This is a genomic window from Psychrobacter sp. CX14 (assembly GCF_057396205.2).
Genome location: NZ_CM183187.1, coordinates 392,253 through 418,079, shown reverse-complemented (window position 1 = coordinate 418,079; position 25,827 = coordinate 392,253). Strand labels below are relative to the sequence as shown.

At 43.0% G+C, this 25,827-nt stretch carries 23 protein-coding genes; 11 read left to right on the top strand and 12 right to left on the bottom strand.

Annotated elements, in window-relative coordinates; genetic code table 11:
- The 6 genes from urtC to AC2SLO_RS01745 all read left to right on the top strand — a co-directional run bounded on the left by urtC (position 1) and on the right by AC2SLO_RS01745 (position 5,701).
- Entirely contained in the window at positions 1 to 1,071 is a 1,071-nt protein-coding gene (gene urtC / locus AC2SLO_RS01770; RefSeq protein WP_486542578.1) for an urea ABC transporter permease subunit UrtC, read from the top strand.
- Entirely contained in the window at positions 1,071 to 2,105 is a 1,035-nt protein-coding gene (gene urtD / locus AC2SLO_RS01765) for an urea ABC transporter ATP-binding protein UrtD (RefSeq protein WP_486542581.1), read from the top strand. Before urtC ends, urtD begins: the two co-directional genes overlap by 1 nt.
- Before the next feature lie 78 nt (positions 2,106 to 2,183).
- The gene (gene urtE / locus AC2SLO_RS01760; protein ID WP_486542583.1) at positions 2,184 to 2,882 is read left to right on the top strand and encodes an urea ABC transporter ATP-binding subunit UrtE; all 699 of its coding nucleotides are present in this window, start codon (positions 2,184 to 2,186) and stop codon (positions 2,880 to 2,882) included.
- A gap of 182 nt (positions 2,883 to 3,064) precedes the next feature.
- Positions 3,065 to 3,949 carry a prolipoprotein diacylglyceryl transferase gene (lgt, locus tag AC2SLO_RS01755; protein WP_486542585.1) on the top strand — a complete coding sequence of 295 codons (885 nt, stop codon included), beginning with the start codon at positions 3,065 to 3,067 and terminating at the stop codon, positions 3,947 to 3,949.
- Between the two features lie 201 nt (positions 3,950 to 4,150).
- A complete protein-coding gene (locus tag AC2SLO_RS01750; protein ID WP_486542587.1) occupies positions 4,151 to 5,011 on the top strand; it encodes a thymidylate synthase in 861 nt (286 codons plus the stop codon).
- A gap of 108 nt (positions 5,012 to 5,119) precedes the next feature.
- Positions 5,120 to 5,701, top strand: a complete 582-nt coding sequence (locus AC2SLO_RS01745) for a dihydrofolate reductase (protein ID WP_486542590.1) — start codon at positions 5,120 to 5,122, stop codon at positions 5,699 to 5,701.
- 198 nt (positions 5,702 to 5,899) lie between these two features.
- Here AC2SLO_RS01745 and AC2SLO_RS01740 read toward each other — a convergent pair whose 3' ends face one another.
- Both AC2SLO_RS01740 and AC2SLO_RS01735 read right to left on the bottom strand, forming a co-directional pair.
- Positions 5,900 to 6,268 (bottom strand): hypothetical protein, encoded by a 369-nt coding sequence (locus tag AC2SLO_RS01740; RefSeq protein WP_486542592.1) that lies wholly within the window; start codon positions 6,266 to 6,268, stop codon positions 5,900 to 5,902.
- A 229-nt stretch (positions 6,269 to 6,497) separates the two neighbouring features.
- Positions 6,498 to 7,217, bottom strand: coding sequence for a TSUP family transporter (locus tag AC2SLO_RS01735; RefSeq protein WP_486542594.1), 720 nt, complete (start codon positions 7,215 to 7,217; stop codon positions 6,498 to 6,500).
- A gap of 249 nt (positions 7,218 to 7,466) precedes the next feature.
- Here AC2SLO_RS01735 and AC2SLO_RS01730 point away from each other — a divergent pair, with 249 nt between their 5' ends.
- A complete protein-coding gene (locus AC2SLO_RS01730; RefSeq protein WP_486542597.1) occupies positions 7,467 to 7,577 on the top strand; it encodes a transposase in 111 nt (36 codons plus the stop codon).
- Between the two features lie 477 nt (positions 7,578 to 8,054).
- On the opposite strand, the gene AC2SLO_RS01725 is transcribed toward AC2SLO_RS01730, so the two are convergent.
- The 5 genes from AC2SLO_RS01725 to lnt all read right to left on the bottom strand — a co-directional run bounded on the left by AC2SLO_RS01725 (position 8,055) and on the right by lnt (position 15,776).
- Positions 8,055 to 8,840 (bottom strand): class I SAM-dependent methyltransferase, encoded by a 786-nt coding sequence (locus AC2SLO_RS01725; protein WP_486542599.1) that lies wholly within the window; start codon positions 8,838 to 8,840, stop codon positions 8,055 to 8,057.
- A gap of 210 nt (positions 8,841 to 9,050) precedes the next feature.
- On the bottom strand, positions 9,051 to 10,874 hold the full coding sequence (locus AC2SLO_RS01720; protein WP_486542601.1) for an aminopeptidase P family protein: 1,824 nt from the start codon (positions 10,872 to 10,874) through the stop codon (positions 9,051 to 9,053).
- Between the two features lie 256 nt (positions 10,875 to 11,130).
- Complete coding sequence (locus tag AC2SLO_RS01715) at positions 11,131 to 12,702, bottom strand: peptide MFS transporter (protein WP_486542603.1); 1,572 nt, start codon at positions 12,700 to 12,702, stop codon at positions 11,131 to 11,133.
- Between the two features lie 766 nt (positions 12,703 to 13,468).
- Positions 13,469 to 13,912 (bottom strand): hypothetical protein, encoded by a 444-nt coding sequence (locus AC2SLO_RS01710; protein ID WP_486542605.1) that lies wholly within the window; start codon positions 13,910 to 13,912, stop codon positions 13,469 to 13,471.
- Positions 13,913 to 14,198: 286 nt separating this feature from the next.
- Positions 14,199 to 15,776 carry an apolipoprotein N-acyltransferase gene (gene lnt / locus AC2SLO_RS01705; RefSeq protein WP_486542607.1) on the bottom strand — a complete coding sequence of 526 codons (1,578 nt, stop codon included), beginning with the start codon at positions 15,774 to 15,776 and terminating at the stop codon, positions 14,199 to 14,201.
- Positions 15,777 to 16,132: 356 nt separating this feature from the next.
- Between lnt and recG the strand changes: the two genes are divergently transcribed.
- A complete protein-coding gene (recG, locus tag AC2SLO_RS01700; RefSeq protein ID WP_486542609.1) occupies positions 16,133 to 18,388 on the top strand; it encodes an ATP-dependent DNA helicase RecG in 2,256 nt (751 codons plus the stop codon).
- A 199-nt stretch (positions 18,389 to 18,587) separates the two neighbouring features.
- Here recG and AC2SLO_RS01695 read toward each other — a convergent pair whose 3' ends face one another.
- The gene (locus AC2SLO_RS01695; protein WP_486542611.1) at positions 18,588 to 18,746 is read right to left on the bottom strand and encodes a hypothetical protein; all 159 of its coding nucleotides are present in this window, start codon (positions 18,744 to 18,746) and stop codon (positions 18,588 to 18,590) included.
- Positions 18,747 to 18,943: 197 nt separating this feature from the next.
- Positions 18,944 to 19,477 carry a DUF2058 domain-containing protein gene (locus AC2SLO_RS01690; protein ID WP_486542613.1) on the bottom strand — a complete coding sequence of 178 codons (534 nt, stop codon included), beginning with the start codon at positions 19,475 to 19,477 and terminating at the stop codon, positions 18,944 to 18,946.
- Between the two features lie 291 nt (positions 19,478 to 19,768).
- Between AC2SLO_RS01690 and AC2SLO_RS01685 the strand changes: the two genes are divergently transcribed.
- On the top strand, positions 19,769 to 20,788 hold the full coding sequence (locus AC2SLO_RS01685; RefSeq protein ID WP_486542615.1) for a P-loop NTPase family protein: 1,020 nt from the start codon (positions 19,769 to 19,771) through the stop codon (positions 20,786 to 20,788).
- A 331-nt stretch (positions 20,789 to 21,119) separates the two neighbouring features.
- Here the strand turns inward: AC2SLO_RS01685 and AC2SLO_RS01680 are convergent, their stop codons facing one another.
- Positions 21,120 to 22,034, bottom strand: a complete 915-nt coding sequence (locus tag AC2SLO_RS01680; protein WP_486542617.1) for a DJ-1/PfpI family protein — start codon at positions 22,032 to 22,034, stop codon at positions 21,120 to 21,122.
- A 696-nt stretch (positions 22,035 to 22,730) separates the two neighbouring features.
- Between AC2SLO_RS01680 and AC2SLO_RS01675 the strand changes: the two genes are divergently transcribed.
- Positions 22,731 to 23,300 carry an O-acetyl-ADP-ribose deacetylase gene (locus AC2SLO_RS01675; protein ID WP_486542619.1) on the top strand — a complete coding sequence of 190 codons (570 nt, stop codon included), beginning with the start codon at positions 22,731 to 22,733 and terminating at the stop codon, positions 23,298 to 23,300.
- A 22-nt stretch (positions 23,301 to 23,322) separates the two neighbouring features.
- Here the strand turns inward: AC2SLO_RS01675 and AC2SLO_RS01670 are convergent, their stop codons facing one another.
- On the bottom strand, positions 23,323 to 24,078 hold the full coding sequence (locus AC2SLO_RS01670; RefSeq protein ID WP_486542621.1) for a glycosyltransferase: 756 nt from the start codon (positions 24,076 to 24,078) through the stop codon (positions 23,323 to 23,325).
- 80 nt (positions 24,079 to 24,158) lie between these two features.
- Between AC2SLO_RS01670 and AC2SLO_RS01665 the strand changes: the two genes are divergently transcribed.
- Positions 24,159 to 24,284: a hypothetical protein gene (locus tag AC2SLO_RS01665; RefSeq protein ID WP_486542623.1), complete on the top strand. Its 126-nt coding sequence runs from the start codon at positions 24,159 to 24,161 to the stop codon at positions 24,282 to 24,284.
- Here the strand turns inward: AC2SLO_RS01665 and AC2SLO_RS01660 are convergent.
- A complete protein-coding gene (locus AC2SLO_RS01660) occupies positions 24,281 to 25,729 on the bottom strand; it encodes an FAD-binding oxidoreductase (RefSeq protein WP_486542625.1) in 1,449 nt (482 codons plus the stop codon). The two genes, AC2SLO_RS01665 and AC2SLO_RS01660, sit on opposite strands and share 4 nt — an antisense overlap.
- Between the last annotated feature and the right edge of the window lie 98 nt (positions 25,730 to 25,827).

Sequence of the window (25,827 nt, the reverse complement as noted above, 5' to 3'; positions counted from 1 at the left end):
ATGCGTATTACTCAACTATTATCTGATTCACCGCGTAACTCTATTCTTATTGGGCTGTGTTTCTTAGTACTGCTGATACTACCTTGGCTGCATTTAATGCCTGAAAGCTCAAGCCTGCATTTATCAGCTTACTGGATTACTTTAATTGGCAAAATCATGGCACTGGCCATGGTGGCTTTGGCGCTAGACTTGGTTTGGGGCTATGCCGGTATTTTAAGTCTTGGTCACGGCCTATACTTTGCGCTTGGCGGCTATGCCTTTGGCATGTACTTAACAAGGGAAACTGCTGGCGCGGGATTGCCTGACTTTATGCGGTTTTTAAGTTGGACAGAAATGCCATGGTACTGGGCCGGAACGCAAAACTTCTGGTGGTCAATAGCACTGGTGGTGCTTGTACCTGGGCTGATTGCCTTTATCTTTGGTTTCTTTGCCTTTCGCTCAAAAATTAAAGGTGTTTATTTCTCCATTATCACCCAAGCCATGACCTACGCCGCGGCGCTGCTGTTCTTCCGTAACGAAACGGGCTTTGGTGGCAACAATGGATTTACCGGATTTACCACGCTTTTGGGCTATGACATCACTGCGTCATCAACCCGTGCCATGCTGTGCTTTACTACCGCACTTGCCTTACTGCTGTCTTATGTCGGTCTGCGATATTTAATGAATCAGCCTTATGGCCGTGTGCTTGGCGCCATTCGTGATAGTGAAAATCGCTTGCAATATTTGGGTTATCGTACGCTTTGGTACAAGCTATCTGCTTGGGTATTGTCTGCGGTGATCGCCGGTATCGCTGGGGCCTTATATGTGCCCCAAGTCGGCATCATTAATCCAGGCGAGATGAACCCTGTTAACTCCATTGAGATGGCGGTATGGGTAGCTGCTGGTGGCCGTGGAACCTTGATCGGTGCCATTGTTGGTGCTGGCGCGGTCAATGCCATTAAAACCTACTTTACGGTTGCCTATCCCGAATTTTGGTTACTTATCTTAGGTGGGTTATTTGTTGTCGTTACCTTATTTATGCCGAATGGCATTATTGGCCTACTCGACCGCTTTAAGAAGGAAAAAGAATAATGCCAAAACAATCTATTGATTCAACGACGGATACGACTGTGGCACAGCCAACTAAAACAGACCATTTATTAAAATCACCTAAGAAAGCGTCTTCAAATCAAGAATTAAATCAAGAAGGTGCTAGAACTGCAACGACATCTACGCATAGCATAGACTCTACTCCTGTAGCGAATAATGTGACAGTAGATACTCACCCATCAGCGACTCATAACAACCCAGTGACAACGTTGGCAGAAGACTACGGCGATAGCGATGGCTTAGCGCATCCTAAACCTAAGTCAGGGCCAGATATGAGCCATGGGATTGCACTGTATTTGGAAGAAGTTAGCGTGTGGTTTGACTCGTTTCAAGCCCTTAACAACTTATCTTTATATATTGAAGAAGGCGAGTTACGCTGCATCATTGGCCCTAATGGCGCGGGTAAAACCACCTTAATGGATGTCATTACAGGGAAAACTCGTCCTACTGAAGGCACTGCATTTTTTGGTCAGGTTCATGATTTATCGAAGCTGTCTACTGAAGAGATCGCCGAAGCGGGTATCGGTCGTAAGTTTCAAAAACCAACGGTGTTTGAAAACTTTACGGTACTTGATAACTTGATGCTTGCAGCGCCTAAAGACAAACGGGTTTCAAAAAGCTGGTTTACTAAAGTTGATGCCGATACACAGAATACCCTTGATTCAACACTTGAACAAATCCGTTTAAAAGACATGCTTCATAAGCCAGCTGGGCTGTTATCTCATGGTCAAAAGCAGTGGCTAGAGATTGGGATGTTACTCATGCAAAGCCCAAAGCTTATCTTACTTGATGAGCCTGTCGCCGGCATGACTGATGCCGAAACCGAACACACCGCTGAGCTGTGTCTACGCCTTAAGAAGAACCATACCTTAGTCGTGGTTGAGCACGATATGACCTTTATCGATGCTATTAGCGAGAAGGTTACGGTATTGGCCAACGGCGCTATTTTAGCAGAAGGTACACTTGCCGAGGTGCAAGCCAATGAAGCGGTTATTGAAACTTACCTAGGTCGTTAGGTTAGTTGGTCTAATTAGGTTAATAAGAATAAACATTGACTCAATAGCAGCCCGTCACATTTAGAGCAGGATATGAATATGTTAGAAGTTAAGGCCATAAATCAATATTACGGCGGCAGTCACATCTTACGTGATGTGACATTAACCGCGCCCATTGGTGAGTGTAGCGTGGTGCTTGGGCGCAATGGTGTCGGCAAAACCACGCTACTTAAATGCTTAATGGGAATCTTACCGATTAAATCCGGACAAATCTTATTAGACGGCAAAGACATCAGCAAACTGTCTCCTGAGCAGCGTGTTCGTTCAGGTCTCGCTTATGTCCCACAAGGGCGTGATATTTTTTCTACCTTAACTGTTGAGGAGAATATCTTAATCGGTATGGCAAAATTTGGTCATCGCAAAGCCAGCAAAGTCCCGACTCATTTGTATGATATTTTTCCTGTGCTTGATGAAATGAAACACCGCCGTGGGGGGGATTTATCGGGCGGCCAACAGCAGCAGCTTGCCATTGCTCGTGCCCTCGCCTCCGAGCCAAGAGTACTAATTTTAGATGAGCCGACTGAAGGCATTCAGCCCTCTATCATCAAAGACATTGGGCGGGTTATTCAAGACTTGGGGCGTAAGGGCAATATGGCTATTGTATTAGTCGAGCAGTTCTATGAGTTTGCCGAAGAGCTTGCCGATAACTACACCGTCTTATCGCGTGGACAAGTGGTTGCCAGTGGTAGAGGTGCTATGATGGCAGAAAATAACATTCAAGAGTTGGTGGCTATCTAAATTTAATTTAACACCAAACTTTATTTATAGTGTCATAAGCCGAGCCTTTAAACGCTCGGCTTTATTGTGCCTAATTCGTAATGGCGCTGTATTACCGTATCTAAATACAATTGATTGGTAATGTGCTTGTGACTAATTTTTGCTATTATGAGCCACATCAAATAACTATGTAGACTTCACTCATGATGATTCATCCTCAATTTGATCCTGTTGCTTTATCACTGGGCCCGATCCAAGTTCATTGGTACGGTTTTATGTATTTACTGGCCTTCGCTGCCGCTTATGGATTAGCGTGGTATCGCAGTAGCAAACGTGAAGGCTGGACCACTGAGATGGTTTCAGACTTGGTGTTCTTTGGCGCACTCGGTGTCATCTTGGGTGGCCGTATTGGCTACGTCCTGCTGTATCAGTTTAGCGAATTATTAAATAACCCTACCTATCTGTTTAAGGTGTGGGAAGGCGGCATGTCTTTCCATGGCGGCTTTGTCGGTGTGGCACTGGCCATGTTGTATTTCGCTAGAAAGTACAAAAAGCCCATCTTTAACGTGCTTGATTTTATTGTGCCTTGTGTACCGACAGGCCTATTATTTGGCCGTATAGGTAACTATATCAATGGCGAGCTTTGGGGGCGTGTATCTGACGGCGGCTATAGTTGGTTAACTTATTTTCCGCAAGCAGCACAATTTGATTCTGCCTTGATTACCACCAATCCCACCATGCAAACATTAATGACGCAGGTAAATGGTAATTACCTACTGCCGCGTCACCCCTCACAGCTTTATGAGGCATTTGCTGAGGGCTTATTAACCTTTATCTTGGTCTGGTGGTTCTCATCGAAACCACGTCCACGTATGGCAGTGACTGCTTTGTTCATGCTGTGTTATGGCATTAGCCGCTTTGTTATTGAGTTCTTCCGTCAGCCCGACCCAGGATATGAGCTATTTATGGGCTGGATGAGTAAAGGTCAGTTATACACACTACCTATGATATTGATTGGCCTAGTATTAATGGTGCTGGCATATCGTAACCAAGTTTATGATTGGGGCAAATATGCGACTCCCTCATAAGCCAGTTACTGATATTATTTACTCGTAAACCAAAAAACCATCCCCATAATTCTATTGTTTAGCTTGACCGTTTTGGCTGAGTCATCGCTCAGCCCAACTGATATCTAAACAGCCATTTAACTGGCATCAACTAGCCCAATAAATGGCAGCAGTCTAAATTGTAATCGACTCTCTCACCTCATAACTATTTGATACATGACTATGATAATGACCAAAAACGAAGCCGCTTATCTAGATTTAATTCGCTATGTGCGTGATCATGGTACCGAAAAGGGCGACCGCACTGGTACTGGAACACGCAGTCATTTTGGCGCTCAAATGCGCTTTGATTTAAGCGATGGATTTCCCTTATTAACTACCAAAAAAGTACACATGAAGTCAATTACTCATGAGCTGTTTTGGTTTTTAAATGGCGATACTCATGTCAAATACTTACAAGATAATGGCGTACGTATTTGGAATGAATGGTCAACCGCAGAGCAGACCGCACGTTTTGGTCGTCCTGAAGGTGAATTGGGTCCGGTATATGGCCATCAGTGGCGTAATTATGGTGCCAGTAAAAATAGCGATGGTAGCTATAATCAAGACGGTGTTGACCAGATTAGTGAGGTGATTGAGCAAATCAAGAATAATCCAAACTCACGTCGTTTGATTGTTTCAGGCTGGAATCCTGCTGAAGCAAACCAAGTTGCCCTACCCCCTTGTCATACCCTATTTCAATTCTTTGTGGCTGATGGCAAATTGTCTTGCCAGTTGTATCAACGCTCAGCAGACTTATTCTTAGGCGTACCGTTCAACATCGCTAGCTACTCGCTACTAACCCATATGATTGCGCAGGTTTGCGATTTAGAAGTGGGCGAATTTATTTGGAGTGGCGGTGATTGTCACCTGTATCAAAACCACATCGAACAGGTTAACGAGCAACTATCGCGCACTCCTTATGAGCTGCCAAAACTGTGGTTAAATCCAGAAGTAAAAGATATTTTTGACTTTAAATTTGATGATATTCGTATTGAAGGCTATCAGTCACATCCAGCGATTAAAGCACCGGTCGCTGTGTAATCCATAGGCTTATATCAATATCAATATCAAGCAAGACAGTACTATTAAACTAAGACATACACCTTTTGTTATTCGACCTAATATTCTCATTAGTTAAAGGACATTCTCATGAGCTACGCCCACACCCAGGTTGCCCAAATCGCTGCCATCAGTAATAACCGCTGTATCGGTAAGAACAACGAGTTACCTTGGCATATCTCCGAAGACTTAAAGCACTTTAAGGCTATGACAACGGCAGAAACCGATGCCTATGTAGACAGCGGCTTAAAAGGCATTGTCATTATGGGGCGTAAGACGTTTGAGTCTATGGGCAGCAAGCCATTGCCAAAACGTGTCAACTTTATTATCAGCACCCAGATGGATTACGCTAGTAAAAAAGGCTTAGAAGGTCTAAAGGATGTGCACGTAGTGCATAATTTAGATGACGCTTTGACTCATGCGGCTAATGTGGCACATGGTCTAAAGTTTGAGACCATTTGGGTTATTGGCGGTGAGAAAGTATTTAAAAATGCGATGATGTTTACCGATCGTCTTGAGTTGACTATCGTCGATACTGAGATTGAAGATGGTGATGCTTTTTACCCTGAAATTCCCGCTGACTTTGAAAAGGTTGATGAGTCTGAGTCATTCACGGATGAAGAAAATGGTTTAAGCTATAAGTTTGTGACCTATGTGGCTAAAAAAGGCTAATCATCTCGTATAGTCAGCAAACGGCTAAACGGTTACGACGTTAACCTCGCTAAGCCTATATTTGTAGTACTTGCACTCGGTTGCCTTGTAACCATTTTAGACTTCTCTTACTATATAACTCTAAAGTAAGTAAGCGATAAAAAGCGGTATCTGTTAAACAGACACCGCTTTTTTTGTTTTTAATCTAGGGTAATTTGACTACACTGCTGCGATTAACGTGACTACATCCGTGGTAAACGAGCCATCCGGCTGCACATTAAAATAGTCTTTCGCTTCTTGACCAATGCTGTGCTGTAGAGCCTGGATTGCCGTCACATAATGCTCGGGGGTGCGCATACGTGTTATCCAACTATCAAACTCTAACAGTAGCTTATGGGTCTGCATAAGATTGACCTTAAGCCCCACCTGACTAAACATCGTTTGCCATTCAGCCACCGAATAATCAAGCACATGACTGTTGTCACGCAGTATCTCAATGGTTTGTAAAAAGGTATCGCAAATCGGACTTGGCGGCGCCATTACATCAATCATTATTACGGTGACTAAGATGTCCGATACTTTGTACATTTTATGTCGCAAAATTTGCTATTATAAAGTCGCTCTACACAACCTTAGTATTTTACTGATTTGAAGCAAGGTCTAATATGAAAAATAGTTCTAAAAATAACCAAAAAAAATTATACGGAAATACAAATCGTAACACATACCTGCCTATAAAACCTTTAGTTCAAACAGTAAATTGAACCTAAACGCAATTACAATAGCAGTTTGGGCGTCAATTTATACATAACTAAAGTTAATTAAAAAAAACATATATCTGTCTGATGCAGATTATAGTAACTAGCCATCTTAGAAACACTTTTGCATAATTTTCTTTAATTTTTCCTCTAAATGCTGTACCTATTTTTGAGCCTACTATTGCAAATATGCACATAAAAAATATTTCAAAAATATAATCATAAAAATTAAATCCAATTAAGAAAAATAAAATGGTTTTTAAAAGATTTAGTATGGTGTTTATCCCAGAGTTTGTGACAATCACTTGATTTGGTTTATAACCATCACTAATTAGAACCGATGCACTTAAAGGTCCTGTTGCTCCTACAAATAGAGATATTGAGGTCTGAAAAATACCTAATGTCAAATATTTGCCAGGTATCTTTTTTATCAATTTACCTAATGGAATCCATAAAATTATTAAGATAAAAATACTAGTTAGTAATGGTATTAAAGCTGAATTAATATAGTTTACAAGAGAATATCCTAATAAAGAGCCAATTAGTGCGCCTATAAAAAAAATTAATATAGGGTTTTTGACAGCGTCCTTGATACCAAAAATAAATCTACTTGTATTGCTTGATAATTGCACAGCACCATGTACAGCAATTATTGCATTAGCAGGTAAAAATATGGGTAATACGGCTAACAGAAAAAGGCCTCCGCCAAGACCGACCGCTGCTGTAAATATTGATGCTATTAGGCTTAAAAGTGACAATTCAAATAGGGTTGTATACATAAATTACCCATTAAAACCCTATATTCAATCTGATATGTTTCATAACAAGTTTTAATCCATTAATTCAAGTTAGTTTGTACTATGCTACAGAGTGGTTAAATGAGCAAGGTTTTTATTCTTGACTCTGTCAACTTCGTGAGTTTTTTACAGAGACTGTCAAAGCGATAGACTCTGTAAATATAGCCCTATGAGAAAGAGTAGATTAAGTTGGTACAAACAAACCAGACTCATTGAACTATTTATTGCCGATTGTTCTACTGCATACGCATTGGCTGTCCATGGCATGACTTACCGCTCTTCTTTGGCAACTGGTCGACTATATACCATCAATATCGCTATGTGCGTAAAACAGGTAAATAACCACAACTAATGTCAATCAAAACATCATTGATAGGCGTTTTTATAGAGAATTTTATCAGCAGCTTACTCATTAAGTGGTTGCTGTATCAGTTTGAAGGCTAAAATTTCAAAAAGTCTTTTTGCTCTCGTAGATGGTAAATCTATTTTGAACATACGCGCACTAGGATTAATATCATTAATGGCTTTTAAGGCATTTTCTACATTTCATTCCACACGACCAAAACCAGTAGCCTTAACTCGAACTCCTTTAGCCACATTCAAAGCAAAACACCAATCCATACACCTTGCACGATGTGTAGGGTGTCGCCACGCGCACCATTAAAAATGGTATCTTATTAAACTATTTGGTAGGTTACGTTATCGCTAACACCGCACGCCGCTAATCCTCTTATCAACATTCTGACTCTTAAAGGTAGGTACGGTTCATGTGCTCAAAATTACTCCGTAAAAATAACCCTTTTGGCTGAATAAACTGGTTTAATCCAATTTTCCAGCTATTAACGTGACTACATCCGTGGTAAACGATCCATCCGGCTGCACATTAAAATAGTCTTTCGCTTCTTGACCAATGCTGTGCTGTAGAGCATGGATTGCCGTCACATAATGCTCGGGGGTGCGCATACGTGTTATCCAACTATTAAACTCTAACAGTAGCTTATGGGTCTGCATACGATTGACCTTAAGCCCTGCCTGACTAAACATCGTTTGCCATTCAGCCACCGAATAATCACGCACATGACTGTTGTCACGCAGTATCTCAATGGTTTGTAAAAAGGTATTGCAAATCGGACTTGGCGGCGCCATTACATCAATCATCATTACCGTGCCATTTGGCTGACACACGTGGCGCATCTCTCGCAGCGCTTGTGGCACATCCTGCCAATGGTGCGCAGAAAAACGGCTCACTACCACATCGAAGCTGTTGTCATCAAACGGTAGAGATTCTGCCACACCTTTTTGGGTAGTGATGTTATTAAAAGCCTTTTGCTGTGCAGAATCTGCCACTACTTTGAGCATATCTTCCGATAAGTCATAGGCGATGACGCTTTGGGCATGCGGTGCAGCATAAAAGCTGATATGTCCGGCGCCGCTGCCTAAATCCAATACCTTGGCATTGTCATATTGGCGTACTACCTCTTCGACTAAGCCAAACTCTTGCCCTTGTGCATGTACACTGCTGTTTAAATACGCTTCTGCTTGTGAGCCAAATTGTCTGTCCACCACTTGGTTGTGAGTTAGGTCTTTATTACTTGAGTGAGTCATATGAATTCTCCGAGAATTTAGCCAGCCTTTTAAGAGTTATTCTTACAATAAATAATTTGACTCATAATGAATACCGACTAATTAAATACTTACATAAAACTTATTGGAATATATAAATTATATTATTAAATAAAACCCCTCTTTTAGATCGCTAAAAGAGGGGTTTGCTCATACTCAATATACGCTTAAAGGGGTCTAAATTAAAAGGTCTTAAATCGCTTTCGTGCGCTCAGTTAACCAGTTAAGCGCCTCACCTTCAACACGGCCTTTTAGCTCGTTGAAAACATGGCTATGATAGTCATTCAACCAATCAATTTCTTCTTGGTTTAAAACGCTTTTATCAACTAGGCGGGTATCTATTGGGCATAAAGTAATGGTTTCAAAATGTAGGTAATCACCGAACTCAGTCTCTACAGGATTAGGCACAGGCTGATTGACAACCAAGTTTTCAATACGAATACCCCAACGACCTTCACGATATAAGCCTGGCTCATTACTGGTAATCATACCCACTTTCATCGCACGCTCTTTTGGCGTGGTTGCACTGTAAGCGATAACTTGCGGACCTTCATGCACGTTTAAGAAGTAACCCACGCCATGACCGGTACCATGACCATAATCCATCTGTGCTTGCCATAATGGCGCACGGCAAATGGCATCAATTAACGGAGAGGCAATCCCGTCTGGGAAACAGGCTTTTGCCAAGGCAATATGTGCTTTTAACACAATACTAAAGTCGCGTTTTTGCGCATCTGTGACATTACCGATACCGACCACACGGGTGATATCAGTGGTACCGTTTTGATACTGGGCACCTGAGTCAATCAATAATAAACCATCGCCATCAAGGTAGCTGAACTTGTCTTCGGTGGCACGATAATGCGGCAGTGCGCCATTTTCATTATAGCCTGCAATGGTTGGGAAGCTTGGTGATATATAATGTGGCTGCTTGCTACGTACGTCGATTAACATCGTATCGACATCTAGCTCGCTGAGACGCTCACCTTTAGTTAAACGTGTTTCAAATTCTGAGAAGAACTCACACAATGCGGCACCATCTTGACGCATCGCTTCACGCACATGCTCAATATCGGCATCAGACTTGACTGATTTTAATAAGGTGCTTGGCGCCATGTGCTCGACCATGGCAATGTCATCGCCTAAATCATTTAACGTACCCACAGCGACTTTGTTAGGATCTAATAATAATAAGTCTTCTGGAGTCAGAGCGCTTAGCGCAGTCTGAATTTGGTCGTATTCAGCGACCTCAATACCCGCCTGCTCAAGCAGCTTAGCAATATTAGCATCTACCTTTTGGGTGTCCACATATAGTGTGGCTTTGTCGGCATCGATAAGCATATGCGCTAAGAAAATCGGATTATAGTCAACGTCATTACCCCGTAAGTTAGTCAACCAAGCGATGTCATCTAAGCTTGAAATCAAATGATGACTGGCGCTAATCTCTTGCATTTGTGCGCGCACGTCAGCCAGTTTGTCTTTGGCAGATTGTGATAAAAACTGTTCATCATGAGCGTATAATTTGGCACTTGGTAGTGCCGGACGATCATCCCATAATTCGTTTAATAAATCTTGCTCAGTGATGAGACGAATACCGTCGTCTTCACCCTCAGCCGCCTCTTCAAAGGCATCTAATAATCGATCTTGCTCAGCCAATGACAAGACATTGCCATCAATGGCCACGCTATCGCCTACTTTTAGGTTCGCAGCCAGCCAGTCGGCATGATTGGGCTGACCTTTTTGCAGTTTTTGTAAGCTGATACCGGTATCTGCCAATTGATCCGCTGCTTGTACCCAGTAACGGCTATCGGTCCACAACCCTGCAAAGTCTTGTGTCACTACCAAAGTACCGACCGAACCGGTAAAACCTGATAACCACTGGCGACCTTGCCAATATTCAGGCAGATATTCTGATAAGTGCGGATCGGCAGAAGGGACAATAATAGCGGTAATGTCGTTGTTTTTGAGAACGTCACGTAGTTTGCTAATACGCTGTTGGATAATAGATTTACTCATAATATTCCTCTGATAAAGCGCCTCTTAGATGGGCTTAACTAATAAGATTTGAATAATTAAGATATGCGGTTTGTTGTTATAAAAGGAGCGTGTCTGCTCTAGATTGTGTTGTTTGCACTGATTTTAAACATTAAAAAACGTGCTACCGATTATGGTAACACGTTTGATTTATAGAACCGTTTTCAGTTAGTAAGCAGCTTAGTATTTTGCTTAAAAAACAGCTTAAAACTTATTTATAAAACAATGCAATGAGCTATTAAATAGTTTCTCGGCGCTTGTCTTCGGCTTCACTGCGATCAAGCATAGCTCTAACCGGTTTAGAGACGGCCAATAATACCAAGGCTGTCACTACCAAGAAGATAACCATAGTGGTGAATAAGTCTGGTAAGCCATCAATAGTATCGGCTGATACATGACCGCCGAAGAATGCGGCCACTAAGTTACCCATCGCATAAGAGGTAAAGAACAGACCCATCATCTGACCTTGCATGCCTTTTGGCGCAAGTTTGGTCATCGATGATAGACCCACAGGGCTCAGTGCCAGTTCACCTAAGGTTAATAATAACAAGCTACCTGTTAACCATAATGGCGATACCAAAGTGCCTGGGTTTGCTACTACCGCTTTGGCAGCAAAGGTCATCACCGCAAAGCCTGCCGCAGCCAATAACATACCTAAGGCGAATTTTGCCATACTGTTTGGCTCAATACCACGGCTGCCTAATTTCACCCAAATGATGCTGACAATCGGGGCAAGTAGCAAAATAAAGATAGGGTTTAATGATTGGAACCAGATACTTGGAATGGTAAAGCCCATCACATTCAAGTCAGTATAACGGTCTGCAAATAAGTTAAACGAGGTTGGCTGCTGCTCAAAGCTTGACCAGAATAAAGTCGAACCGATGATTAGCAAGAAACAAATTAACAGACGTAACTTATCAGTTTTATCAAGCTTCGGTGAGAGGAACATATAAGCAAAATACAAGACAACCATACCGGCGATGATATAGGTCATATACTCGGCCACAATACTCGGATTAAACGGCAGGATACCTGTCGCAATGACCACAACCAGTGCCGCTAATGCCGCTAAGAATACCCCGACCCAAAGACCAATGTTTTTGTGATTGCTTTTTGGGCGGTCCCATTCAGCAACTTTGCCTTTGGCGCGAAAGAAGCGATCTAAATTCTTTCTGGCAGCAAAGCGGTAGGTCAATAATGACACCAACATACCGATACCACCCACGCCGAAGCCAACGTGCCACATTTGACGCTCTTGGAAGATACCGACGATTAGTGCAGCGACTAAGGCACCGATGTTGATACCCATATAGAACAAGGTAAAGCCGCCATCACGTCGGCTGTCGCCTTCAGGATATAATGCACCGACCATCACCGAAATACAGGTTTTAAATAGACCCACACCAAGTACGATACAGATTAGACCGACGAAGAATAACGTCACTCCAAACACAGCTGACAGTGCAATACATAAGTGCCCCAAGGCAATAATAATACTGCCCCACCATAAGGCACGCTCTTGACCCAGCCAGTTATCGGCAAGCCACCCACCAGGAACGGCTGCAAGATATAACGTACCGGCAAAAATACCATAAATAGCAGATGCGGAGGAATCATCAAATCCCAAACCACCATCACTCATGGCAGCGACCATAAATAATATCAATAAGGGGCGAATACTATAGTAAGAAAAACGCTCCCACATTTCAGTAAAAAACAATGACTTCAAGGGCTGAGGGTGTCCCATAAACCCGTTGTCTAAAGCTTCTAGCTCAGGGGATGACCCTGCTGACTTTGACTCTACACTCATAATTTAAATTCCTTAATTGGGTTATCCATAGCAGTCCAACCTTGAACAATGTCACCGTTAACGGGGTCAACAGCATCCCAGGTACACTACCTATTTATGCCATCATAACGATACCAATCCCAAAATACGCAGCCCACACAACATCGGAGCTCGTGTTAGTGGGCCCACGGACTATTGATAACAATCAGACCGAGCTTTGTAGAAAACGTACTAAATTTGGGTCTTGGTATGACAATACTGAGGAATGTGAAGGGCAGTATTGCCGATTATAAGGCGTTACGTATCAGTCTTTGTCTTGCTGATATAAACTGCGTCATTGTTTCACGCAAAAATAAATGCGTAAAGACGCCACTGACAAAAAGATATAAAAAAACCCGCCCAATCTCAAGGATTAGGCGGGTTTTACATGAGACGTTGGAGAGACATGCACCAAATGTTTCTGTGTCTCAAGTTGATTATTACAGCCTTAATTCGCCTCGTTTAAACGGAGCCAAAAGGCAACCAAAAGACCAATAATAAAGCTCAATAGTTGAGATGTCTCAAGCCAATAGTTATTTATTTAAAGTCATCAAGGGTTATTGATAAGCAATCACTATCAACAACCCCTTTCAACTTATGACTAAAACTTAGCTTTTGACACACAGAAAGTAAGGTCTAAAAACAATCAACCTTCAGCAGCTAAAGGGCCGCTGCATAAATAAATGCGCTCTCCATGTTCACAAATAATCACCTAAACAGTGAGGGCTACTCTCTTAAACCGGTGGGCTTATTGAGGAGCTTCTACTTCTACCGTATCTTCACCAACAGTCTGTGATTCAACGGCTCCTGCATTCTCTGCAGTTGGCGCTTCGTCCACTTTGACTAAGTCTACGGTTTCATCTAATTCAACATTTTCTGCGTCTGATTCTTGCGCATCCGCTTCAGACGCGTCAGCTTCTGCTACATCATCAGCAGCTGCCTCTTCTGCAGTGTCATCAGTAGCTTGCGTATCTTCAGCAGTGGTTTCAGTCGCTACTGCAGCTGCATCGCTATCTGTGCTTGCTTCTTCAGTGGTGGTTTCTTCTACAGCAGCCTCAGGTGCAACATGGTTGCCTGCAGGGCGTAAAAAGGCTGAAATACCAATAAGAAGTACAATACCCAAGAAAGCAACGATACCGACTAGAGCAAAGAGCAGTTCTTTCTTTGGTTTATTTTGGCTTGCATCTGCCATAGGTCACCTATCTGTATAATTTGATAAAGGTTTAAGAGAGTATGTTCCGCTATCATATAGCACTTTTAATAGTTAGCAGCCGAGTACAATCTCCGTAGTGGCAGCTGTTTAGCACTATAGCATAATCGGAACCGTTCACATATCTTGCTATTATATCGCAATTTGCTACTTTTTGTGAAAATGCCCTATCCTATTTGTGGATTAACAGTACATTTTAGTGCTGCACTGTCGATTTATATCAATCCGCTTTAAATTTCTATAAACCGATAGCCTTTAAATAAAAGGCCTAGCGGCTAGACTTGCCACGTCTGCCCAGTATACTAAGTGCCAATAATAGACCAATAAAAATTAAAATCGGATAGTTACCAAAGCGCACATAAGGCGTCATACCTGTGCGCGATTGTACTTCACCGCGCAGTACCGTGCGCTCAAATTGTGGCGCCTGCTCAACGATACGACCTTTGTGATCAATAATCGCAGTCACCCCTGTATTGGTGGCACGCATAAACCAGCGTCCGGTCTCAAGCGAGCGCATCTGCACCATCTGTAAATGCTGTAGCGGACCAGCTGAAGTACCAAACCAGGCATCGTTAGAGATGGTCAATAAAAAGTCGGTATTTTGTGCATTACGCCTTGTGGTATCAGGATACGCCACTTCATAACATACCGCAGCGCCAAGATTATGACCTCTGACCTTAAGGGGTGACTGATCCGCCGAGCCGCTGCTGTAACTTAAGATATCCTGACTGCCGGCAAGATTTGGGAATAAATCCAGCGCCCCTTCAAATGGAATATATTCACCAAAAGGCACCAAACGCTGCTTTTTATATAGTCCATCTGCCTGAGCACCCAGAGCAATCACACTGTTATAAAACGGTGCATAATCGTCTGTTTCTGGGTCATAAGCAGCATCGTCTTTGTAAGGAATACCAGTAACCCAAGTGGTGTCGGTCTCTTTTGCAACCTTAACCACCTCAGTAATAAACGGCCATGCCTCCGTCTGGAACATAGGGATAGACGACTCCGGCCACACCACCATGTCACTACCCCACTCGGTACTACTCAATTCTGCGTAAATCTCTAAAGTGCGGTAGCGGTACTCAGTGAGCCATTTTAAATCTTGCGGAATATTACCCTGAACCAAAGACACTTTTAAATTAGGGGTGTTGGCCTTAGGCTGTGTCCAAGCAGGATTAAATAACCAAAGCCCGATACTGACGGCCAATAATACAACAGTCGCCACCAGATAACCGGCACGTTTGCGGAACGCATCGACCAAACTTGCGGACAATAAAATCGCCACAAACGACACCGCAAACACGCCAGCCACTGGCGCTAATGACGATATCCAATATTGCTCAGTAAAGGCATAGCCGACGAATAACCAAGGAAATCCGGTAAACAGCCAGGTCTTTAACCATTCCTGCACAACCCAAAGCGCAGCAAAGGCCAGTGGCTGCTTGCCCACAAAGCGGTTAAAAATCAGCGCCAATACCGCATGGAATAAGCCCATACCCAGACCCATAATGGCAATTGCCAATAGCGCCAACGGCATTGGCACCTCGCCATAATCATGAATCGAGGTGTATAACCAAAACGCACCGACACACCACAGCCCCATACCGTATGCTTCACCAATTAAAAACGCACGCTTATTGCTCATCGGCGACAGCAGTAAAGCATAGAGCAAAGCTGGAGAGATTAGCGCAATAATCCAGTAGCCATAAGGAGCCAGAGACAGCATAAACATCGCCCCTGCTAGCCACGCCACAATCACCGCAATGCCAATTGGTAATTGCGCATCTTGTTGTAATTGCGTGGATTCATTGAGGCGATTTTGGACATGTTGGGTCGAGGCACGCATAACGGCTCCAGTAAATGATATGCTAAAGATGAGATACGCATAGCTTGCGCAGTCGATGCAGTGGCATGGGTAAACAGGCCATACAATTATAATATGGTGCTAAAACAAATAAACATTGCCCTAAAACAAGGAGTTAACCTGCTCTATATGGGGATTTTTTGTCATAATTCAGCCAAAAACAATACTGCGTATCATAACAGCCTAAAACCAAAAAATCTTACCCAGATATAGGTTATGTAAACAGCACTGCTGCCCACGTGCAATATACTCTATAATCAACAAATGCTCGGTTGCCTATCATCACCAATGTGAATCAGCCGCCGCAGTATTCATCAATAGCAATCAAGAGGCTCATTATGCCCATGCCATCAAATCCTACGCCTACGCCAAACCAAACTATGGTAAACAATAATCGTGCTGTCAGTGCGGTCGATTTACCGGTTCATGTCTTAGCCGGTGTGGGTAGCAAGATTGAAGGTCAACTTGAGCAGTTGGGCGTGTCTCGCTTGTTCGACTTATTGTTACACCTACCGCGTGATTATGAAGACCGCAGCCGCCTTGTCGATATCAGCGACTTACAGGATGGGCAATCCGCCTTAATTGAGGGTGAAGTCACCTATGTCGATAACAAACGCAGCGGTATGACTGTGGTAGTAGAAGATGCCACCGGTGCGATTCAGCTGCGCTTTTTTAAAGTGTATGCCGGACTGGCACAAGCCATGGTACTAGGCACTCGATTGCGCCTGTTTGGCGAGGTAAAAATTAGCCGTTACGGGATGCAAATTGCACATCCTGAATACAGCGTAGTCTCTCCCGGTGTGCCTGTAGTCAATACTGGATTGCAGCCGATTTATCCGACCGTGAAAGGGTTGCATCAAAACAAACTGCGCACCTTATTAAAATTAGCATTGCACACCATTAATCAGCAAGGCATGCCAATTAGTGTGTTCAATCATAGCGACTGGGAAGCGGTCAATCACTTACCTGCCCCTCTGCCGACCAACAGTTATGGTTTGCCGATTAGCCCCTCTACGCCAAATACTGCCGTAGCGGATACACCCTCTATGACACCAAGTTGGCAGCATCTTAGTCTGTTTGAGGCGTTAACTTTAATTCATACGCCGCCGATGCATACTGATATCACCCTTCAATCGGCGCAGCTTGAACAATTAAAAGAGCGTACCCACCCTGCTTGCCAGCGCTTAATTGTCGAAGAGCTGACCGCGCATCAACTAAGCATGCTATATCGCCGCAAGCAATTGCATCAGCATAAAGCGCCGAAATGCGACAGCGACAGTCCGCTTGCCAAAAAGCTACTGGCCAATCTGCCATTTAGTTTAACCGGCGCACAGGACAGGGTGATTAAAGAGATTACCAGTGATATGGCAACCTCTATTCCTATGCTGCGCTTAGTGCAAGGCGATGTCGGTGCTGGTAAGACCTTAGTTGCAGCCCTTGCTGCTTGTTATGCACTGGACAGTGGTTGGCAGGTTGCAGTGATGGCACCTACTGAAATTTTGGCTGAGCAGCATTTGATTAATTTTAAGTCTTGGTTTGAACCATTAGGTATTGGGGTCGGTTGGCTGGCGGGTAAACAAACCGCTAAACAGCGCCGTGAGGCCTTAGCCGATGTCGCAGAAAATGAGGTGCAAATAGTCGTCGGTACGCATGCGCTATTTCAAGAGGCGGTGATATTTGCCAAATTGGGTTTAGCGATTATTGATGAGCAGCACCGCTTTGGGGTTGAGCAGCGTATGGCGCTGACCAATAAAGGCGCGGCGGATAGTACGCCGCATCAGCTGATTATGACCGCCACCCCTATTCCGCGAACGCTTGCGATGAGTGCTTACGGCGATATGGACACCTCGATTATTGATGAGTTGCCGCCGGGTCGTACGCCGATTACTACCGTTACCATTGACCGCAATCGCCGTGATGAGGTTATTGAGCGTATTGCCGCCAACTGTAAAGAGGGGAAACAAGCGTACTGGGTCTGCCCTTTGGTTGAGGACTCTAGCACTCTAAATGCGCAAGCGGCAGAAGCCACCTTCGCCGATTTAAGCGCCCGCTTGGATATTCGTATCGGCATGGTGCATGGCAAAATGAAGTCTAAAGAAAAGCAGGAAATTATGGCGGCGTTTAAAAACGCCGAGCTGGATTTATTGGTGGCGACCACTGTGATCGAAGTGGGTGTGGATGTGCCCAATGCCTCGCTAATGGTCATTGAAAATGCTGAGCGTCTAGGCTTATCACAGCTGCATCAGCTACGTGGTCGTGTGGGTCGTGGCTCGACCAAAAGCTTCTGTGTGCTGTTATACCAAACCCCCTTATCTGAAACAGGCATCGAACGTCTTAACGTCTTGCGTGATAGCAACGACGGCTTTGTAATTGCCCAAAAAGACTTACAACTGCGCGGACCGGGTGAGTTACTGGGTAAACGCCAAACGGGCAATATTGGCTATTACGTGTCTGATCTTAGCCGTGATGAAAACCTGCTGATGATTGCCAGTCATCTGGCCAAACGCTTGATTAATGATGATGCTCGCAAGGTTGAGGTCACTCAACTGATTCACCGCTGGATGCCAGAGGCGAGTCGGTATACTAATGTTTAAAGACCATTGAGTTCTTCATATCTTAGAACCGATATTTACAACCTTTTTGGTATTCACAACCTAAAATCGAGTATTTCCACCTAAGATAACCCCCTACTTTTCTAAAACTAGGATTAAGAATGACTATTTAACCAAAGCTTTCAACATAAAAAAGAGGACAGCCAAGCTGTCCTCTTTTTGCTGCAATCAAACAGGTAGATTATTTCTTCTTCTGTTTTTTAGATTGCTTCTTATCCTTTTTGAGCTGTTTTTTGACTTTCTTAAGATCTTTTTTCTTTTGCTTAATTTCTTTTTTGGCTTCTTTCTTAACCTTTTTGATGTCTTTTTTCAGCTCTTTAATATCTGACTTCTTAGCCATATCAAACTCCTTGATTAATGAATGGAACTTTAAAACCTTACCTCTTGTCATCTGTTTCACGTGAAACAATTCATCCTTGATGACAAGAACCATATCTTGATAGTAGCAAACCCCCAACTTAACTCAAGTCCTTACTGTATGAGCTCTGTAATATTAGGTAAGGTCTGTATTGGCTTTGAGCCAGCTTTACGTCACTTCTACCACATTAAGTCATCTGGGATGACGTAAGCGGCGTACGGATCATCTTCGGCTGGTGTGTCTGCCGCTTTATCATTAGACTCAACGATAAAGCCTTCTAACTTCTCATTAATCCGATCCGCTAAAGGCCGTGGCAATAAAGCGTAACGGTCCTCCAATCGAGCAATAGATACGTGACCGGCGACGATTTGGTCAAATAGCTTTTGGGTAATATGTAGCTTCTTGATTTTAGAGTCATCAACAAAGCGATATTCAACCTCACCACCCGTTTCGGGTATTTGATGCTGATTAATCATTTGAATAATATTGGCGCGAAGCGTTTTCTCCTCTAATGCTTGCTGTCTTTCTTGATTTAGCTTTTGGTCTTTTTCAAGCTTTTTCGCTTGCGCTTCAGCCACCGCTTTTTTGACTTCAGCGTCTGGCGCATTGCCCGTGCGTTTGGCATGCTGAGTCTGCTTACTTAATTTTTTGGCTTTTTTGCTGTCTACCAATCCCGCTTTTAACAGTTGAGCTTGAAGGGCATTTTTAGCCATAATCACATTACCTAAATAATAAATATTGAATCAAAAATAGTATAACCATATGGTAGCAAGTTTTAACGGCGTATGTCATTAACTATGGAATTGTCTTTTGCGAAGATTAGTATCGTTTTCTATGAAGCCTATTGTCTTCTATTAAGTATGGGACTGTCTTGTATGACATAGCCTAACTTCACTTTGAGAGGTTTATTGCAGTGCCATAAACCAATACCACAAACCAAATGTTTCGCATAACGACGTCGTTAGTGGCATAATAAATTTACATAACTGCCAGCATTGTCTTCTATGAAACACCTAACGCTTGCCACAATTTATAAGCAACCTGATTATATTAAGCCTAAAAGTCATATTGGTTCACAAAAATGCCCCCTAGACTCTTCTCATACCTACCCTCGCCCTCATCGGCCCCCTATAGATGACACCGATAAACCTCAAGTATTGATAGACAATGCACCCGTTGATTTTTTATTGGATATTATCGACAAACAATGCGAGTTTAAGGTATTAAGCGAGCAGGTGTGGCAACTGCGATATTTTATAGAGGGTCCTTATGAGCAGATTTTATATGTTAGCTTTGCCAGCTGTACCGCAGACCACCCCGATATCTTAAGTTATCTGCCCGAGCAATGTGATAAGCATATCACTGAGTTTATTACTGAACCACAAAAACTGGTGAAGGCTACTTTTATTGAGACTCACCAATACGAGCCCACCAATGCTGTTATTCATAATGCCTCATATCTCGTTCGTAACACTTCCTCATTGGTATTTGACACTCTAACTCAGCACTCTGACCGTTTTGTTCATGTTGATGGTCGAGGTTCGGTATTGCTAACGCCGAACTGTGAACATGTTCATACTTTTTACATGCAAGTAATTCTGCTGGCACTGGCAAAGGCTTACCTACTGGCAACGTCTGCTATTGTCAGCGAGCTTGGGGAATGTTGTGAAGACTTTACGCCACTACGCCAGTTATATCAGCAAGCCGTTACTTTTAATGCCAAAAGCTATTTTGTCTGCCCTGTTAAAGTTAATCGATATGATGCCTACACCCTGTGGCAAGATATCCGCAAAACAATGCCAATTGATGATATTAATAATGAAATTGTACAACAGGTACAGTCCATTCATCGTCTGCTAGTAGAACAAGAAGAAGCGTTAGAGCGTCAAACTGAGCTAAAAATCAGCAAACGTCTCGGCTGGATGGGCGTAGGTATCGGTACTTTATCGCTGGTGAGTGTCTTTGAGATTACACCGCAAAAGGTAACCGAATTTTTAGGAAGTTGGTGGGAAATATTATTTTAGTAGCTATAAGTCGCTACTTAAACACATAGTCGTTCTAAGAACATAGGCGTTCCAAGCAATTAGGCGTTAAAGTAACTCAGTGTTGACAATGGTTTTACTGAAATAGTTTTCAAAATGGTTAACAGAGAAAACGGTTAATAGAAATAATAGCTTTTAGATATAAAGAATTTGAGACAAAGGTTTTTTAAACAAAAAAAGCTGCGTTTACAAGCGCAGCTTTTTCTAAAGCTTTTAAATATATCTATGGTCAAATATTTATACTATACGAGTTACACGTATAAGACCTATACATTGTTGAAAGATCTACAATTCAATAAACTGACACCTTCGACTATTTATTGACTACTTTTAGTAACTCAGTAACACTTAACTTACCAAACTCATTAGCAGCAAGAGGACCATCACCAGAAATTAGTTTTCTATCTTGATGAGTATGTCCAATAGCCAATTTATTAGTAATAGTTACCCCTAAGGCTTCTAGTTTCTCACCAAAGTACCATGACATCTCACTCGGTAGATAACCTAATTTTGGCATCTGTTTATCCATTACATCGGGAAATGCGACCATCTCATAGCCTTTAAAGATAAAATCTCTATCCGATTTATTTGGATTACTAGGCGCATCAGGGCTGTCCAAGTCCGCAGACAGTAAAGCTGCCGGTCCGTGGCAGATTGCTAAAGTGAATAAGTCATTATTATGACCCCAGCGCAGCAGTTCACCTAGGTTCTTGTCCTCAGGCAATCCTAACATAGCCCCATGCCCGCCCGGTATAAAGATGGCGGCATAGTCATCGCTATCTACCATATCATTTTCAACAAAATCAGCTATGCTGTTTGGTTGTTCAAATTTTGACTGGTATTCAGCATAGATATCTTTAACATTATCATCCTCTTCAGGCATAGCCCAGGTTTCAATCTGTACAGGCTTTCCTGTTGGGGTAAATACGTCTACATCAAAGCCCGCTTTTTTGAAATGCAGCATCGGTACCATCATTTCAATAGGCTGATTGCCTGTTGCGAACTTTTTACCATCCGCCATTGTCATGTATTGTTGTTCAGTACAAACCATGAGTATTTTTTTATCACCAGTATAAGGGGTGTCAAACTCAGTATTGTCATAATCACTTTTATTTGGTGCTGCCAGTTTCAGTGCAGATTCCGCGGGAATATAAACGCCCTCTTCAATCTCCTGTGGTTCAAGTCCTAATGTATCCTTTAACTTATTTAAAGTATCTTTTATATTCATAATAATTTGTCCTGATTTGTTTAATTCGTTACGTTAGAGTTGTGTGAGTCATTGAACTAAAGTAGGCAGTGTTATCTGTCTTTATATCTATAAAAGATAAGTTTATCTATCAGATAAGAAATTATGTGACCTATCAACAACAAGCCATACCTACTTGAGACACTATTTTTCTATTTGTCGTATTTCATTATTTTGCCGTGTCTTATGTTGTGACTCTTATTATTATGTCAAATATTGAAATATCCAATTCACTAGTCTATACCCATTTATTTTAACAAATCACTGAGTTATTAAATAGGCATTAGTTTTAGTATTTCGTAAGCTTTGTAGGTTAAGCGTAGTTTAGGGTATTATTTTAAGTGACTAGTATTATATGTTTGAGTGGTGTGTCAAAAAGTATGCTGATTAAAATTTAAACAATTTTGAAGCTTTGAAAACCATATAGAATCAGGGAACTTAGCCTAAACTTCCTATTGACTTTTAGCGCCAGCATACTATTTAGAACACCATCTATGTTTGAGTCGCTAGTGACATAAAATTTATTAGCACTATAGGTTTTCATTCGCTAGCGAATATTTTTTTATAGAGGCTTTAGATTAGAAAGTACTTTAGGGGCTGTAAATGAGTACATGAGCTTTAAATTCGTAGAGTACAAATAGTCAAGCTAAGGCTTTATACAATAAGCAGGAACAACATATGCAAGTACAAATAGGTGACTTTCACCGCACTGAACATCAGGTTACTCTGTCTGTTATACAAGCTGATATCACCACGCTTAAGGTAGATGCCATCGTCAATGCAGCCAATTCTAGTTTACTGGGGGGCGGCGGCGTGGATGGTGCCATTCATAGAGCCGCAGGCCCCGAGCTACTTGAGTATTGCCGTACTTTAAACGGATGCCAAACGGGTGAGGCTAAAATCAGCCCAGGATTTAAACTACCGGCCAAGTATGTGATTCATACTGTCGGTCCGGTCTGGCACGGCGGCAGTCAAGGTGAGCCTGAATTACTCGCCAGCTGCTATCGAAACTGCATACGATTGGCTGAGGAAAATGAGCTCACCAGCATCGCCTTCCCCGCCATTAGCACCGGAGTCTATGGCTATCCTATCGAGAGTGCGACAAAAATTGCAATCGAGAACGTGATAGACAGCTTAAAACAGGTAACTCTATCAGGAAGTTCAGAAAGTGCCATTAAAGAAGTCATTTTCTGCTGTTTTTCTGCTGCGGATGCAAGCGTCTATCAGCAAAAGCTTGAGGCGATTTGAATCTTATGAGCACGATTGAACCCTACTTAGATTTATAGTGCCCAAAATCATAGCGGATTTTCTGATCGCGTATTTCACCGATGAACAATCGGTGAAAGTTGGCATGTAGATATTTACGACTGGTGCTTAAAACGCCATCTTGTTTTAAGCGCCTTGGATCAAAAGTGAAGCTCAAACGCAGCATACGAAACTTAGTGATGCGGCTGGCTCGATTGACATAATCGCAGTCCTCGCACAGGCTAATCGTGGTATCGAAACCTTTGATAGCATCATGCAAGGTTTTGGTCGAAAATAAGCACGCGCCGATGGCTGTTGGAAACACAAATTGAGTCACCCCAATGCCAATATTAAACAGCTTATAGCCAAGACTATAACATTTGGGCAATCCTTTTGGCGACAGATACACTCCTGCCACCTGTAGCTGCTGTGCCTTAAGCTGCTGCATCGCTTTTTGCAAAAAGTTGGGGGTGAGGCGCACATCTGCATCCAGAAAAAGCAAACGCTCATTATTAGCCAAACTTGCGCCTGTATTGCGCCCCAAACACACGCCTCTTGTGGTCATCTGCTCAATATGAAGCTGCGGTAAACGTGCCACATAATCCTCGGCGATGGCGCAGGTGTCATCTTCGCTGTTTGAATCCACAAGAATGACTTCGAAGTCTTTATACGTTTGCTGCGCCAAGTCCTCGAGCAAATTGCCTATTCGCTCGGCTTCATTTAAGGTAATAATGACGATACTGAGTGAAGACACGCGGCCATCCTCTATTGCTGCGCCCATACATCAGACATATAGGTACATAGATAAGTTGAGTAAGGTCAATCAGTTAGGCGCATGCCTATTCTCGATTGACCTTACCCATGCTACGACTTAATTATGTCAATATGATTATGCAAGCCAATTATGATGGTAAGGATGACTTTGTACCTTCGAGAGCTTATAAAACCTTAAGTGGCGGCTTGTTTAACGAAGCGCCTTTCAGTTAAGCCACGTCTTGCGGCCAAATCTTACCTGGATTTAAGATATTTTTCGGGTCAAGCGCCTGTTTAATTGCCTGCATCACTCCAACCGCATCACCATGCTCATACGCCATATATTTACGCTTGCCCTGACCGATGCCATGTTCACCAGTACAGGTGCCATCCATATCAATCGCACGTTTTGCCAAGCGTCCGATTAATGCTTCTGCAGTTTCTATTTCTTCAGGGTTGCTGGTATCCACAAGGAGTAACACATGGAAATTACCATCGCCGACATGCCCCACAATAGGCCCGACCATGCCAGAAGCTTCGATGTCTTTGGCGGTCTCACTGACGCATTCCGCCAGTCTCGAAATAGGCACACAGGCATCGGTCGATAAGGCACTGGCTTCAGGGCGCAGTGCACAGCTGGCCGGATAAGCGTTGTGACGCGCATGCCATAATTTCTTCCGCTCGGCCTCATTGGTATCCCATGCAAAGTCTGAACCCCCGCAGTCTTCAACAATCTCACTAAAGATTTGCGCCTGCTCTTGCACGCCGGCGGTACTACCATGGAACTCGACAAATAAGGTCGGCATCTCTTTAAGGTTCAAATTGGAATATTGATTACACGCTTTGACTTGCAAGGTATCTAACAGCTCAATACGCGCAATTGGCAGACACATTTGGATGGTCATCATTGTGGCTTCGCACGCTGCTTCTACAGTTGGAAAATGACAGATACCACTGCCAATGCATTCGCTAATACCAAATAGCTTTAAGGTGATTTCAGTGACCACGCCAAGGGTGCCCTCCGAACCGATAATCAAACGGGTTAAATCATAGCCGGCCGCTGACTTTTTGGCACGGCTACCTGTCTTAATAATCTTACCATCAGCGGTAACTACTTCTAGGGCTAGTACCACATCTTTCATTGTGCCATAACGCACCGCATTGGTGCCTGACGCACGGGTTGCAACCATCCCTCCAATAGTGGCATTCGCACCCGGATCTATCGGGAAAAATAAACCGGTATCGCGCAGATAGTGATTGAGCTGCTCACGAGTAACCCCCGGCTGTACCGTCACTGTTAAGTCTTCACTGTTTACCTGAATAATCTCGTTCATCTCGCTCATGTCAATGCACAGGCCACCATAAGGGGCATTTAACTGACCCTCTAGCGATGAACCAATACCAAAGGCAATCACTGGCATCTGGTACTCATTACAAATAGCGACAGCTTTAGCAACGTCCTGTTTATCACCTGCTACAAGAACAGCATCTGCCGGCTGATTTTTAAGCCAAGTCATGGTATGAGCATGCTGCTGGCGGGTCGTCAGATTGACACTGAGCTGATCGCCAAACTGTGTTTTTAGTTCTGCAATGGCGTCTTGATAGCGCTTGTCTCGCTCAGTATCTGCTGTACAGTCTTGAGCCGGTTGTAAGGTGGCAGTTAATTTATTGGCAGACATGGTGACACTCCTATAATGACTATTGTGCAGTTTTGCTCATGAGCCGTATAAACCGCTTGTTTTATTCATAATTTTACAATTAATTTTAGTAATAGCGA